The sequence below is a fragment of the Streptomyces sp. 796.1 genome (assembly GCF_047525675.1).
Lineage (GTDB): Bacteria > Actinomycetota > Actinomycetes > Streptomycetales > Streptomycetaceae > Streptomyces.
Genome location: NZ_JBLIWA010000074.1, coordinates 1 through 16,683, shown reverse-complemented (window position 1 = coordinate 16,683; position 16,683 = coordinate 1). Strand labels below are relative to the sequence as shown.

The 16,683-nt window shown below is 69.8% G+C and carries 2 protein-coding genes; both read right to left on the bottom strand.

Annotated elements, in window-relative coordinates; translation table 11 throughout:
• Positions 1-3,580 (bottom strand): type I polyketide synthase (locus ACMA1D_RS31165; protein ID WP_414727338.1); only part of this gene is annotated, 3,580 nt, incomplete at its 3' end.
• 82 nt (positions 3,581-3,662) lie between these two features.
• On the bottom strand, positions 3,663-16,683 hold a 13,021-nt coding region (locus ACMA1D_RS31160; RefSeq protein WP_414727337.1), incomplete at its 5' end, for a type I polyketide synthase.

Genomic DNA, 16,683 nt, shown 5'->3' with positions numbered 1-16,683 from the left:
CCACCCCACGCCCCGACTCATCCCCCACCCACACCGACACCGCATCCGAACCATCTCCCACCAACGCCAACCGCACCCGCAACGACGTCGCACCCATCGCCTCCAGCACAAACCCACGCCACGAGAACGGCAACAAACTCCCCGACCCACCCGCCAAACCCTCACTCACACCCAACGCATGCAACGCCGCATCAAACAACGCCGGATGCAAACCAAACTCACCCGCCCGCTCCCGCTCACCCTCCGGAAGCTCAACCTCCGCAAACACCTCACCACCACACCGCCACGCACGCTTCAACCCCCGAAAAACAGGCCCATACTCCACCCCATTCTCCGCCGCCCGCACATACTCACCCGACACATCAACCAACTCAGCCCCCACCGGAGGCCACACACCAAAGTCAAAGGAAGCCGTGTCGGCACCTGCCACCGGTGCGAGCACACCACGGGCATGGCACGTCCAGGGCGCGCCTTCGCCCGCTGTCTCCTCCCGCGAGAACACGCTCACCTCGCGGAAGCCGGAAGCGTCCGCCTCCTCCACCTCAACCTGAAGCTGCACCCCGCCCTTCTCGGGCATGATCAGCGGCGCTTCCAGGACCAGTTCCTCAACCCGGCCACAACCAACCTGGTCCCCGGCCTGCCCCACCAGCTCGACAAAGGCCGTACCCGGCAGCAACACAACCCCATGCACAGCGTGATCCGCCAACCACTCATGCGTGGCCAACGACAACCGCCCATTCAGCAACACCCCACCACCACTCGCCAACGACACCACCGCACCCAACAACGGATGCCCCAACGAACCCAACCCCACCGAACCCACATCACCCACACCCGCAGGAACATCAAGCCAGTACCGCTCCCGCTGGAACGCATACGTCGGCAACTCAACCCGCCGACCGCCTCGGTTCTCCAGCACGGTGGCCCAGTCCACCTCGGTGCCGTTCACGAACTCCTCGGCGGCGGAGGTCAGGAACCGCTCCAGGCCACCCTCGTTCCGCCGCAGGGTCCCGGTGACCACGGCCTGCGCGTCGACGGCCTCGACGGTCTGCTGTACGGGAACGGTGAGTACGGGATGCGGGCTGACCTCGATGAACACACCGTGCCCGCTCCCGAGCAGGGTGCGGGTGGTGGCCTCAAGCTCCACGGTCTGGCGCAGGTTCCGATACCAGTACCCGGCGTCCAGACCTGCCGTGTCAATCAGCTCACCGGACACGGTCGAGTAGAACGGCACGTCGGAAGTACGGGGCTTCAGGTCCGCCAGGACCTTCAGCAACTCCTCGCGGATCGGCTCCACATGCGCCGAGTGCGAGGCGTAGTCAATCGGTACCCGACGAACCCGCACCTCCTCACCCTCAAGCTCCGCGAACATCTCATCCAACGCACCAAGATCACCAGCCACCACAACCGAACCAGAACCATTGACCGCAGCGACCGAAATCGCACCATCCCACCGGGCGATGCGCTCGCGCACCTGGTCGACCGGCAGCCCGACCGACACCATGCCGCCCCGGCCAGCCAGACCAGCAGCGATGGCCTGCGAGCGCAGCGCCACCACCTTGGCGGCGTCCTCCAGCGACAACGCACCCGCCACACACGCGGCAGCGATCTCGCCCTGGCTGTGGCCCATGACCGCGTCCGGCTCCACACCCACCGAACGCCACAACTTCGCCAACGACACCATCACCGCGAACAACACCGGCTGCACCACATCCTCCCGGCCATAACCGGGAGCACCCTCAGCACCACGCAGGACATCCGTCAACGACCAGTCGACGTGAGCCGACAGCGCCAACTCACACTCACCGATCGCCTCCGCGAACACCGGCGAGGAATCCAACAACCCCACCGCCATACCCACCCACTGCGCCCCCTGCCCGGGGAACACAAACACCGAACGACCGGGTGGCGCGCTCTCGCCCACCACCACGCCCGGAAGGGCAGACTTCTCCGCGACGGCGCCCAGGCCGGCCAGCAGCTCGTCCCGGTCCCGGCCCACCAGCACGGCGCGGTGCTCCAGCACTGACCGGGTCATGACCAGAGACCGCGCCACATCGGCGACGCCCAGTTCCGGACGCTCCGCCACGAACTCCCGCAGCCGCCCCGCCTGCGCCCGCAGCCCCTCCTGGCTACGACCCGACACCAGCCACGCCACCGGACCGTCGACGACCTCGGCCGCGGCGTCGTCGGCCGCCTCGGCCTCCGGCGCCTCCTCCAGGATGACGTGCGCGTTCGTCCCGCTCACGCCGAAGGACGACACACCAGCACGGCGCCGCTCACCCGTCTCCGGCCACGGGGTCGACTCGGTCAGCAGCGACACCGCCCCCGCCGACCAGTCCACATGCTCCGACGGCTCTTCCACATGCAGCGTCCGCGGCAACACACCGTGCCGCATCGCCATCACCATCTTGATGACGCCGCCCACGCCCGCGGCAGCCTGGGTGTGGCCCACGTTCGACTTGAACGAGCCCAGCCACAACGGCCGGCCCTCCGCCCGCTCCTGGCCGTAGGTGGCCAGCAGCGCCTGCGCCTCGATCGGGTCACCCAGCGGTGTTCCGGTGCCGTGTGCCTCCACCGCGTCCACATCGGCCGCGGACAGGCCGGCGTTGCGCAGCGCGTCGCGGATCACCCGCTGCTGCGAGGGGCCGTTGGGTGCCGTCAGCCGGCTGCTCGCCCCGTCCTGGTTCACGGCGGCGCCCCGTACCACGGCCAGCACCTGGTGCCCGTTGCGCTGGGCGTCGGACAGCCGTTCCAGCAGCAGCACACCGGCGCCCTCGGACCAGCCTGTGCCGTCGGCAGCGTTCGAGAACGACTTGCAGCGTCCGTCCACGGCGAGTCCGCGCAACCGGCTGAACTCGATGAACACCCCTGGTGTCGCCATCATGGCCACGCCACCGGCGAGCGCGAGCGAACAGTCGCCCTTGCGGAGCGCCTGGACGGCCAGTTGGAGCGCCACGAGCGACGAGGAGCACGCGGTGTCCACGGTCATGGCGGGGCCTTCGAAGCCGAAGGTGTAGGAGATGCGGCCGGAGGCGACACTTCCCGCGCTGCCGTTACCGAGGTGGCCTTCGAGGCCCTCCGGTATGGCCTGGATGCGGGAGCCGTAGTCGTTGTACATCACGCCGACGAACACGCCGGTTCGGCTACCGCGGACGGACGCCGGGTCGATGCCCGCCCGCTCAAGCGCCTCCCACGAGGTCTCCAGGAGCAGCCGCTGTTGCGGGTCGGTCGCCAGTGCCTCACGCGGGCTCATGCCGAAGAAGGAGGCGTCGAAGCCGTTCGCGTCGTGCAGGAACCCGCCCTCACGCGTGTAGCTCTTGCCCGGCTTCTCCGGGTCGGGGTCGTACAGGTCCTCGTCCCACCCCCGGTCGACGGGGAAGGTGGAGACCGCGTCGGTGCCGGAGGAGACCAGCTCCCACAGGTCTTCGGGCGACTCCACCCCGCCGGGGTACCTGCACCCCATGCCGACGATCGCGATGGGCTCCCGGTCCCTGTCCTTGAGTTCCTTCAGCTCTTGACGAGTTTCGTGCAGGCTGGCCGTCGCGCGCTTGAGGTAGTCGCGCAGCTTGGTCTCGCTCACCGTTTCTTGTCACTCCTCTGAGCACCCCGGGCAGGGGTGGAAAGCCTTCGGCCAGTAACTTCCGGGGACGGGGGCGTCCGCGTCACGAGAGTTCCTCGTCGAGGAAGTCGAAGATCTCGTCGTCGGTCGCCGACTCGAACTTGTCGGCGGCGACTCCGCCGTTCGCCGTCTCCGCCTGCTGACCCGTGGTCAGCTTCGCGAGGACCTGCTGCAAGCGCGAGGTGAGACGTGCCGTGGCGGCTTCGTCCGCCACCACATCGGCGATCGAGCTCTCCAGCTTCTCCAGCTCCGACAGGACCGGCAGCACCAGCGACGCGTCCGGCTCTTCCGCGACGAGCTCCTGTGCCAGGTAGCCGGCAAGCGCCCTGGACGTCGTGTAGTCGAACAGCAGGGTGGCGGGGAGCCGCAGGCCGGTCACCGTACCGAGCTGGTTGCGCAGTCCGACCGCGGTCAGCGAGTCGAAGCCGAGCTCCAGGAAGCCACGGTCAGGGGCGATCATGCGCGAGCTGTCGTGGCCCAGCGCCATGGCCGCGTGCTCCGTGACCAGTTCGAGGAGCGCCTGCTGCCGGGCGGCGGGGTTCATCGAGCCGATTCGGCGACGCAGGTCGGCGGCGCTGGTACCGGAGCCGCCCGTGGCCGCCTTCGTGGCGCCGCGGCGGGCCGTGGTCCGGATGATGCCCCGCAGCAGCGCCGGGATCGGCCCGTCCTGGGATCGCCACGCCGCGGCGTTGAGCCGTGCCGGGACCAGGGTGGCCGCGTCGATGCCGCAAGCGGTGTCGAACAGGGCCAGGCCCTCCTCGGAGGACATCGGGGTCACGCCCTCACGTGCGAGGCGCCGCATGTGGGCCTCGTCCAGCTTGCCGGTCATGCCGCTGCGCTCCTCCCACAGGCCCCAGGCGAGCGACTGTGCGGGAAGGCCCTCGGCCCTGCGCCGGTGGGCGAACGCGTCCAGGAAGGCGTTGGCAGCCGCGTAGTTGGCCTGGCCGGTGCCGCCGAGGGTCCCGGAGAGCGAGGAGAAGAGCACGAACGCGGACAGGTCGAGACCGGCGGTCAGCTCGTGCAGGTTGAGTACCGCGTCCACCTTGGGCCGCAGCACGCGGTCGACCCGCTCGGGGGTGAGGGCTTCGACGACGCCGTCGTCCAGCACTCCGGCGGTGTGCACCACGGCGGTGAGCGGGTGCTCGTCCGGCAGGGAGGCGAGGAGTGCGGCGAGGGAGTCGCGGTCGGCGGTGTCACAGGCGGCGACCTCGGCGTGGGCGCCGAGCTCCGTGAGTTCCGTCCGCAGGTCGGCCGCGCCGTCCGCGGCGAGGCCGCGGCGGCTGACCAGCACGAGGTGGCGCACGCCGTGCTCGCCGACGAGGTGCTTGGCGACCAGGCCACCGAGGCCGGATGCCGCCCCGGTGACCAGGACGGTGCCCTGCGGGTCCCAGGCGAGGCCGGTCGTGGCCGACCCGCCGCCCTGCTCGGACGCGCTGCCGCGCGCCGCTACCCGGGCCAGCCTGCCGGCCAGGGCCGTGCCGTTGCGGACCACGAGCTGTGGTTCGTCGGTGGCGAGCACCGCGGGGAGGATCCGGCGCGAGCCTTCCTGATCGTCCAGGTCGGCCAGGACGAACCGGCCGGGATTCTCGGACTGGGCCGAGCGCACCAGGCCCCAGACGGCCGCACCGGCGGGGTCGGCCACATCGGTGTCGTCGCCCGCGGCGATGGCCCCCTGGGTGAGGAACACCAGCCGGGAGGCGCCGAGCCGGTGGTCGGCCAGCCAGTTCTTGAGCAGGTCGAGGGCGTGGTGGCTGGCTTCCCGTACCGCCGGTGCCAACTCCTGTGTCCGGCCGGTGCGGGACAGGTGAGCGGCGAGTACGACGTCGGGCGCGGTGGCGCCCGCGTCGATGGCCTCGGCCAGGGCGGCGAGGTCCGGGTAGCTGTCCAGGGTGACGTCGGCCGATCCGATGACGCCGGACAGCTCGGCCCGGTCGGGCCCGACGAGCGCCCAGCGCCCGGTGGCCACGCCGCTCGTCTTCGGGACGGTCGGTACCCATTCGACCTGGTACAGCGACTCGTGCGGCTGGACCGAGTTCACCTGCTCCGGGGCCACGGGCCGCAGTACGAGGGAGTCGACCGAGGCGACGAGCGCGCCGGAGGTGTCGGTGACATGGAGCGAGACCGTGTCCTCGCCGACGCTCGTCAGCCGTACGCGCAGCGCGGACGCGCCGCTCGTGTGGAGGGTCACGCCGTTCCACGAGAACGGGAGGGTGCTCCCGTCGCTGCCGGACGGCTTGAACGCCACGGTGTGCAAAGACGCGTCGAGCAGCGCCGGGTGGAGACCGTAGCGCGCGGCCTCGCCCTGCTGCGCCTCGGGCAGGTCGACCTCGGCGAAGATCTCGTCGCCACGGCGCCAGGCGGCGCGCAGCCCCTGGAAGGCCGGGCCGTAGGCGAAGCCGACGTCGATGAACCGGTCGTAGAGATCCGCCACGTCGACGGTCTCCGCCCCCGCGGGCGGCCACACGGCGAAGTCGGCGGCCACGGACTCCGGTGCCGTGGTGGACGGGTCCCTGCTGAGCAGGCCGGTCGTATGACGTGTCCAGGGGGCGTCCGGCTGGGCGTCCTCGGGCCTGGAGTGCAGGTTGAGCGGGCGGGCTCCGGACTCGTCGGGCTCGCCCACGGCGAGTTGGATCTGGACCGCGCCGCGCACGGGCAGGACCAGCGGCATTTCGATGGTCAGTTCCTCCACCCGCTCGTAGCCCACCTGCTCGGCCGCGCGCAGGGCCAGTTCCACGAAGGCCGTGCCGGGGAAGAGGACGGTGTCCGCGAAGGCGTGGTCGGCCAGCCACGGCTGAGTGGCGACCGACAGGCGCCCGGTGAACAGGTAGGTGTCGGTTTCGGCCAGGGTGACCGCGGCACCGAGGAGCGGGTGGTCGGGCGAGTCCAGGCCGGCCGATGTCACGTCTTCACTGGTGGTCGGCGCGGCTTCGAGCCAGTAGCGCTGCCGCTGGAACGCGTAGGTGGGCAGTTCCACCCGCTGGGCGCCGTGCCCGGCGAACACCGCTTCCCACTTCACCGTGGTGCCGTGGACGTGGAGTTCGGCCAGCGCCCTGGTCAGCGACTGGAGCTCGGGCCGATCCTTGCGCAGCACGGAAACGAGGGCGGGGGCGACCGCGCCATCGGGTTCTGCGGCCGTCAGGCAGTCCTGGGCCATCGCGGTGAGCACACCGTCGGGGCCCACCTCGACGAACGAGGTCACGCCCAGGTTCTCCAGGGTCCGTACCCCGTCAGCGAACCGCACGGCCTCGCGCACATGGCGGACCCAGTACTCCGGCGAGCACACCTCGTCCGCGTCGGCCGGGGCACCGGTGACGTTGGAGACCAGGGAGATGGTCGGCGGGGCGAACACCAGCCCCTCGACGACCTTCCGGAAGTCACCGAGCACACCGTCCATGCGGGGGGAGTGGAAGGCGTGGCTGACTCGCAGGCGGCGTGTCTTGCGGCCCTCTCGCTCCCACTGTCCGGCGATCTCAAGGACGGCGGGCTCGTCGCCCGCGATGACGACGGCCGTGGGGCCGTTGATGGCCGCGATGCTCACCTCGGCCTCACGACCGGCCAGCGACGCGGCGACCTCCGCCTCGGGCGCCTGGACGGCCACCATCGCGCCGCCTTCGGGCAGCGTCTGCATCAGCCGGCCACGGGCCGCCACCAGGGCGCACGCGTCCTCCAGGGAGAACACCCCGGCCACGTGGGCGGCGGCGATCTCACCGATGGAGTGGCCGATCAGCACGTCCGGGGTGATGCCCCAGTGCTCCAGCAGCCGGTAGAGCGCCACTTCGATGGCGAAGAGCGCGGGCTGGGTGAACGCCGTCTGGTTCAGCAGTTCGGCGTCGGCGCTGCCCTCGGCCGCGAACATCACCTCGGTGAGCGGACGGTCGAGCAGCACATCGAGATGCGCGCACACCTCGTCCAGCGCCTGGGCGAAGACCGGGAAGGCGTCGTACAACTCCCGTCCCATGCCGAGCCGTTGCGCCCCTTGGCCCGAGAACAGGAACGCCGTCTTGTGTTCGGCCCGTGCCACGCCCTGGATCAGCGTGGCGGCGTTCCTGCGCTCCGCCAGTGCTTCGAGCCCGGAACGGAACTGCGCCGGGTCCTCCGCGACCACGGCAGCGCGGTACGGCAGGGCGGATCGGGTCGTCGCCAGCGAATAGCCGATGTCGGCGACGTCACCGGCGTCCGCGGTGCGCACACCGTCGAACTCGCGCAGCCGCCCGGCCTGGGCGATCAGCGCATCGGCGTTGCTGCCGGAGAGCAGCCAGGGAACCACCGTGATGCCGGTTGGCGAACCGGCGGCATCGCCATCCGTCTCCGGCGACGACGACGGCGACTCAATGGCGTCGGCCGCCTCGATGATCGTGTGCGCGTTGGTGCCGCTGATCCCGAAGGACGACACGGCCGCCCGGCGCGGACGGTCCGTCTCCGGCCACGCGGTCGCCTCGGTAAGCAGCGACACCGCGCCGCTGGTCCAGTCGACGTGTGGGGAGGGCTCGTCCGCGTGGAGGGTCTTGGGGAGGACGCCCTCGCGCATCGCCATCACCATCTTGATGACGCCCGCGACACCGGCGGCGGCCTGCGTGTGCCCGATGTTCGACTTGATGGAACCCAGCCACAACGGCTGGTCCTCGGACTTCTCCTTGCCGTAGGTGGCCAGCAGCGCCTGCGCCTCGATCGGGTCACCCAACGACGTACCCGTACCGTGCGCCTCGACCACGTCCACATCGGCGGCCGACAGACCCGCGTTCTCAAGGGCCTTGCCGATCACACGCTGCTGCGACGGGCCGTTCGGCGCCGTCAGACCGTTGGAAGCGCCGTCCTGGTTGATCGCCGAGCCCCGGACGACGGCCAGCACCTGGTGGCCGCGGCGCCGGGCGTCCGACAGCCGCTCCACCAGCAGCATGCCCACGCCCTCGGACCAGCCGGTGCCATCGGCCTCGGCGGAGAACGCCTTGCACCGCCCGTCAGGCGACAGCACGCGCTGGGCGCTGAACTCGACGAACGTGCCCGGCGTGGCCATGATCGTCACGCCCCCGGCCAGCGCCATGTCGCACTCGCCCTGGCGCAGCGACTGGCAGGCCAGGTGCAGGGCGACCAGCGACGACGAACACGCGGTGTCCACCGTCACGGCCGGGCCCTCAAAGCCGAAGGTGTAGGAGAGGCGGCCGGAGGCGACGCTGGACGCGCTGCCGAGTCCGATGTAGCCCTGCACCCCGTCCGGCGCGCTGACCGCCCGGCCGCTGTAGTCCTGATAGTTCGAGCCGATGAAGACACCGGCCTGGCTGCCGTGCAACGCCGCCGGGTCGATGCCGGCCCGCTCGAACGCCTCCCAGGACGTCTCAAGCAGCAACCGCTGCTGCGGGTCCATGGCCAGGGCCTCACGCGGTGAGATACCGAAGAAGTCCGGGTCGAAGTCGGTGATGTTGTCCAGGAATCCGCCGGTGAGCGCGTAGGTCTTGCCCGGCTTGTCGGGGTCGGGGTCGTAGAGCCCCTCCAGGTCCCAGCCACGGTCGTCGGGGAATCCGGAGATCGTGTCGACTCCGGCGTTCACCACGTCCCACAACTGCTCGGGGGTCCGCACGCCGCCCGGGAAGCGGCAGCTCATCGCCACGATCGCGATGGGCTCGTCGTACGAGTCCGATCGGGGCGGCGCGATCTCGGCGGCGCCGCCTTCTTCGGTACCGAACATCTCGCCGTTCAGGAACCGCGCCAGCACCGTGGGCGTGGGGTAGTCGAAGACCAGGCTGACCGGCAGTCGCAGCCCGGTCGCCGCGCCGATCCGGTTGCGCAGTTCGACGGCGGTCAGCGAGTCGAAGCCGAGGTCGCGGAAGGCACGGTCCGAGGCGACCGCGTCCGCGCTGTCGTGAGCGAGGACTTCGGCGGCCTGGGCACGCACCAGATCGCGCAGCGCGGTTTCGCGCTTCTCCCGGGGCAGGGCTTCCAGCCGGTCGTGAAGGTCCGCCCGCCCGCCCTCGGCGCTGCCCGGCGTGGGCTGCTCCCCCGTGGCCGTGGTTCGCGCACTGCGCAACTCGCGGAAGAGGGGGGTGTCGGGGGAGTCCGCTTCGAAACGTGTCCAGTCGATGTCCGCGACGGCGAGGAACGTCTCGTCGTGGTCCAACGCCTGGTGCAGCGCCGCGATCGCCAGCTCGGGGGACATGGCCAGCATCCCCGAGCGGCTCATCTGTTCTTCGTGCCCCCCGGCGACCGCCAGACCACTTCCGGCCCAGGCGCCCCAGCCGATCGAGGTGGCGGGAAGCCCGTCGGCACGCCGCTGCAACGCCAACGCGTCCAGATACGCATTGCCCGCCGCGTAACTCCCCTGACCCGGACCACCCAACGTGCCCGCCGCCGAGGAGAACAACACGAACGCCGACAGGTCCAACCCCGCCGTCAACTCGTGCAGATTCCGCGCCGCGTCCACCTTCGGACGCAACACCCCGGCCGCCCGCTCCACCGTCAGGGCGTCCACCACACCGTCGTCCAACACACCGGCCGTGTGCACCACCGCAGTCAGCGGGAACTCGCTCGGAATCGCGTCCAGCACCGCCGCCAGGGCCTCACGGTCGGCCGCGTCACACGCCGCCACCGTCACCCGGGCACCCAGGCCCTCAAGCTCCGCCTTCAGCTCGACGGCGCCCTCGGCCTCCAACCCGCGACGGCTGGTCAGCACCAGGTGCTCAGCACCCGTACGCGCCAGCCACCGGGCCACATGGCCACCCAGCGCACCCGTACCACCGGTCACCAACACCGAACCACTCGAACGCCACCCACCAGCGCCGGCAGTCTCGGACACAGAAGCCCGCACCAACCGCTTGCCGAACACACCCGAACCACGCACCGCAACCAGATCCTCGCCATCCTCCGCGGACAGCACCCCAACCAGCCGCGACACGGCACGCACGTCCAACACCTCGGGCAGGTCAACAAGCCCACCCCAGCGCTGGGGGTACTCCGCCCCCACGATCCGCCCCAGACCCCACACCAACGACTGCACCGGACTCACCAGCCGGTCGGAACGACCCACCGACACCGCACCCCGGGTACCGCACCACAACGGAGCGGTCACACCCGCGTCACCCAGCCCCTGAACCAGCCCCACCAACGCGGCGAACCCAGCAGGAACACCCTCGAAGGCCCCGTGCCCCGACTCATCCAGCGCCAGCAGCGAGAACACACCCGCCACACCCGACGACTCCACCCCGGCCCCGTCAAGCGCACCACGCAGCCGCTCCGCGACCACCCCACGGTCATCCGCCGCCCCGACGACCACGGGGACGACATGCGCACCACGACCGGTCAAGCCATCCAGCACGGCGGCGGTCAGGGTCTCGTCGCCACGGGCTTCCGAAACGGCCACGAGCCAGGTGCCCGAGAGAGTCGGCTCGGACGCGGATGCCAGTGGCCTCCAGACCGCCTTGTAACGCCAACTCTCCACCGTGTTCTGCTCACGCCGCTGACGGCGCCAGGACGACAGCGCGGGAAGCAGCGCCGTCAACGACGACTGCGCCTCCTCGCCCTCCACCTCCAACGTGCGGACCAGCGACTCCAGGTCCTCGCGCTCGACGGCCTCCCAGAAACGCGCGTCCACCGCATCGGCGCTCAAGCCGTCACCGGCGGACGCCACCTCGGCAGCCGAGAGAGCGTCCAGCCAGTACCGCTGCCGCTGGAAGGCGTACGTCGGCAAGCCCACCCGACGGGCACTCCGGCCCCCGATCAGGGCGACCCAGTCAACCTTGACACCCCGCACGAACACCTCGGCGGCAGAGGTCAGGAACCGCTCCAGACCACCCTCGTCCCGCCGCAGCGTCCCGGTGACCACGGCCTGCGCCTCAGCGGCCTCCACCGTCTGCTGCACCGGCAGGTTCAGCACCGGATGCGGGCTCACCTCGATAAACACGGTGTGACCGTCATCGAGCAGGGCGCGGGTGGTGGCCTCCAGCTCCACGGTCTGGCGCAGGTTCCGATACCAGTACCCGGCGTCCAGACCGGCCGTATCCACCAACTCACCGGACACGGTCGAGTAGAACGGCACGTCGGCGGTACGCGGCTTCAGGTCCGCCAGGACCTTCAGCAACTCCTCACGGATCGACTCCACATGCGCGGAGTGCGAGGCGTAATCCACCGGCACCCGGCGAACCCGCACCTCCTCACCCTCCAACTGGGTGACCATCTCATCCAACGCACCCGGATCACCGGCCACCACGACCGAACCCGGACCATTGACCGCCGCGACCGATATCGCGCCGTCCCAGGCGGCAATGCGCTCGCGCACCTGCTCGACCGAAAGCCCGACCGACACCATGCCACCCCGGCCAGCAAGCCCAGCAGCAATCGCCTGCGAGCGCAGCGCCACCACCTTCGCGGCGTCCTCCAGCGACAACGCACCCGCCACACAAGCAGCCGCGATCTCACCCTGACTGTGACCCATCACCGCATCCGGCTCCACACCCACCGAACGCCACAACTTCGCCAACGACACCATCACCGCGAACAACACCGGCTGCACCACATCCACCCGGTCAAAACCAGGCGCACCCTCAGCACCACGCAACACGCCCGTCAACGACCAGTCCACATAAGCCGACAACGCCGACTCACACTCGCCCACCGCCTCCGCGAACACCGGCGAGGAATCCAACAACCCCACCGCCATACCCACCCACTGCGCCCCCTGACCCGGGAACACAAACACCGAACGACCACGCACATCCGCCACACCACGCGTCACACCCGGGGCCACCTCGTCCCCGGCCAACACACCCAACCGCGCCAACAGCTCGCCACGATCAGCACCCGTCACCACCCCACGGTGCTCAAACACCGAACGCGAAGACGCCAACGAGAACGCCACATCGGCGGCGCCCAACTCCGCACGCTCCGCCACGAACTCCCGCAACCGCCCCGCCTGCGCCCGCAACCCAGCCGCATCACGACCCGACACCACCCACGCCACCGGACCCGCCACGGCGCCGTCGGCAGACTCCTCGGTCGCCTCAACCTCCGGCGCCTCCTCCAAGATCGCGTGCGCGTTCGTCCCGCTCACGCCGAAGGACGACACACCCGCCCGCCGGCGCCGCTCACCCGTCTCCGGCCACGGGGTCGATTCGGTCAGCAGCGACACCGCCCCCGCCGACCAGTCCACATGCTCCGACGGCTCGTCCACATGCAGGGTCTTGGGCAGCACGCCGTGCCGCATCGCCATCACCATCTTGATGACGCCGGCCACACCGGCCGCCGCTTGCGAATGGCCGATGTTCGACTTCACCGATCCGAGCCACAGCGGCTGGTCCGCGGGCCGGTCTTGGCCGTAGGTGGCCAGCAGGGCCTGCGCCTCGATCGGGTCACCCAGCGACGTACCCGTACCGTGCGCCTCGACCACGTCGACCTCGGCGCCCGACAGGCGGGCGGTCTTGAGCGCCGCGCGGATCACCCGCTGCTGCGACGGTCCGTTCGGGGCGGTCAGGCCGTTGGACGCACCGTCCTGGTTGACCGCGGAGCCCCGGACGAGGGCCAGCACCTCGTGGCCGTTGCGTCGGGCGTCCGACAGCCGCTCGACGAGCAGCAGCCCGACGCCTTCGGCGAATCCGAACCCGTCCGCGGCGTTGCTGAACGCCTTGCACTTGCCATCGGCGGACAGCGCACGCTGGCGGCTGAAGTCCACCAGCCCGGCCTGGGTGGACATCACCGTCGCGCCACCGGCGAGCGCCAGGTCGCACTCGCCCTGGCGCAGCGCCTGCACCGCGAGGTGCAGCGCGACCAGCGACGACGAGCACGCGGTGTCCACCGTCACCGCGGGCCCTTCCAGGCCCAAGGTGTAGGAGATCCGGCCCGAGGCCACGCTGCCCGCGCTGCCGGTGCCGAGATAGCCCTCAAAACCTTCGGGGGCGTTCCCTTGCAGCCGGGCCCCGTAGTCGTTGTACACGACGCCGACGAAGACTCCGGTCCGGCTTCCCTTCGCCGACTCGGGGTCGATACCGGCCCGCTCGAACGCCTCCCACGACGTCTCAAGGAGCAGCCGCTGTTGCGGGTCCATCGAGAGCGCCTCACGCGGCGAGATCCCGAAGAACGCCGGGTCGAACTGGTCCGCGTCGTAGAGGAAGCCACCGTTGCGGGCGTAGTACGTGCCCTCGCGCGCGGGGTCTGGGTCGTACGTCGTCTCCAGGTCCCAGCCGCGGTTGGACGGGAGCGAGGCGGTGGCGTCGGTACCGCCCATCACCAGGTGCCAGAGCTCCTCTGGCGTCCGCACCCCACCGGGGAATCGGCAGCTCATGGCGACGATCGCGATCGGGTCGTCGTCCGTGTCTGCCGGGGTGTTGGCGGGTCCGCCCGCCGCCGGCGCCGTGATGGCCGTGTCCTGCTCCCCGAGGATCTCCGAGCGCAGGTAGCCCGCCAGTACGGTCGGGTTCGGGTAGTCGAAGACAAGCGTGGCCGGGAGGCGTAGTCCCGTTTCCGTACTCAGGCGGTTCCGGAGTTCCACAGCCGTGAGCGAGTCGAAGCCCAGTTCCTTGAAGGGCCGTCCCACCTCGACGGTGTCCGGCTTCGCGTGTCCCAGGGCGGCGGCGGCCTGGACGCGGATCAGCTCTTCGAGCAGGAACTGCTCCTGATCCGCCTCGGGCATGCCTGCCAGTCGCCGGCGCAGACGGGCTGCGATGTCGTCCACGGTTCCGGCGCCCACGACGCGCCGGACCGTCATCCCCGGCACGACGTTACGGAAGAGGGCGGGGAGTTCGGCGCCCTGCGCACGCAGCGCCGGGATGTCCAGCCGGAAGAGAACCGGAACAGCCTCAGCCGAGATCAGAGCCGCGTCGAACAGCTCAAGCCCCTCGTCCGTGGCCAGCGGCACCAGGCCCGAGCGGGATATCCGCTGGACGTCGTCCTCGCCGAGGTGTCCTGTCATGCCGCTGGCCTCGGCCCACAGACCCCACGCCATCGACACACCCGACAACCCCCGAGCCCGCCGCCACGACGCAAGACCATCCAAGAACACATTCGCCGCCGCATAACTCCCCTGACCCGGACCACCCAACGTCCCCGCCGCCGAAGAGAACAACACGAACGCCGACAGATCCAACCCCGCCGTCAACTCATGCAAGTTCCACGCCGCATCCACCTTCGCCCGCAACACCACCTCAACCCGCTCACGCGTCAACGACGTCAACAACCCGTCATCCAACACACCCGCCGCATGCACCACACCACTCAACCCAAAACCCTCAGGCAACCCCGACAACACCCCAGCCAACGCCCCACGATCCGCAGCATCACACGCCGCGATCACCACCTCAGCACCCGCAGCCTCCAACTCCGCCCGCAACTCCGCCGCACCCTCAGCCCCCTCACCACGACGAGAAAGCAACACCAGCTTTCTCACGTCGTGGCGAGCCACCAGATGCCGCGCCACCACACCACCCAACACACCCGTACCACCCGTCACCAACACCGCACCAACACCAAACACCCCCGACTCCGAAACACCACCCGAAGACACCACCCGACCCAACCGCGGCACCCGCACCACACCCGACCGCACCACCACCTGCTCCTCCCCCAAACCCAACACCCCACCAAGCACACCCTCCACACCCTCCACATCATCCGTATCCACCAACACCACACGCCCCAGATTCTCCGACTGCGCCGACCGCACCAAACCCCACACCGCAGCCCCACCCAAATCCACCACACCACCACCATCACCCACATCCACAGCACCCCGAGTCACCACCACCAACCGCTCACCCGCAACACCCTCATCCCCCACCCACGCCTGCACCCGCTCCAACACCTCAAGAACCCGCCCATACACCTCACCCACCACACCCGAATCCTTAGAACCATCCGACACAACCCGCACCACCTCAGTCCCCGACGCCACCTCACCCGCCGCCACAACCCCAGGCACATCCACCCACTCCATACGGAACAACCCGTCCCGCACCACCCCACCAGACTTCAACTGACCCGCATCCACCGGCCGCAACACCAACGACTCAACCGACGCCACCCCACGCCCCGACTCATCCCCCACCCACACCGACACCGCATCCGAACCATCCCCCACCAACGCCAACCGCACCCGCAACGACGTCGCACCCATCGCCTCCAGCACAAACCCACGCCACGAGAACGGCAACAAACTCCCCGACCCACCCGCCAAACCCTCACTCACACCCAACGCATGCAACGCCGCATCAAACAACGCCGGATGCAAACCAAACTCACCCGCCCGCTCCCGCTCACCCTCCGGAAGCTCAACCTCCGCAAACACCTCACCACCACACCGCCACGCACGCTTCAACCCCCGAAAAACAGGCCCATACTCCACCCCATTCTCCGCCGCCCGCACATACTCACCCGACACATCAACCAACTCAGCCCCCACCGGAGGCCACACACCAAAGTCAAACCGGTCCCCGGAGCCGGGCGTAGCCGAACCCAGCAGACCGTGGGCGTGCCGCGTCCAGGCGGCACCCTCATCCTCCGTCTCCTCCTGCGAGAACACGCTCACCTCGCGGAAGCCGGAAGCGTCCGCCTCCCCCACCTCGACCTGGAGCCGCACCCCACCGTGCTCAGGCAGGATCAGCGGCGACTCAAGAACGAGCTCCTCAACCCGGCCACAACCAACCTGGTCCCCGGCCTGCCCCACCAACTCGACAAAGGCCGTCCCCGGCAACAACACAACCCCATGCACAGCATGATCCGCCAACCACTCATGCGTGGCCAACGACAACCGCCCATTCAGCAACACCCCACCACCACTCGCCAACGACACCACCGCACCCAACAACGGATGCCCCAACGAACCCAACCCCACCGAACCCACATCACCCACACCCGCAGGAACATCAAGCCAGTACCGCTCCCGCTGGAAGGCATACGTCGGCAGCTCAACCTGCCGACCACCGTGTCCGGCGAACGCCTTCCGCCAGTCAACGCTTGCTCCGCTGACGTAGAGCTCTGCGGCGGAGGTCAGGAACCGCTCCAGACCACCCTCGTCGCGCCGCAGGGTCCCCACGACCACGGCCTGGGCGTCGACGGCCTCCACCGTCTGCTGCACCGGCAGGTTCAGC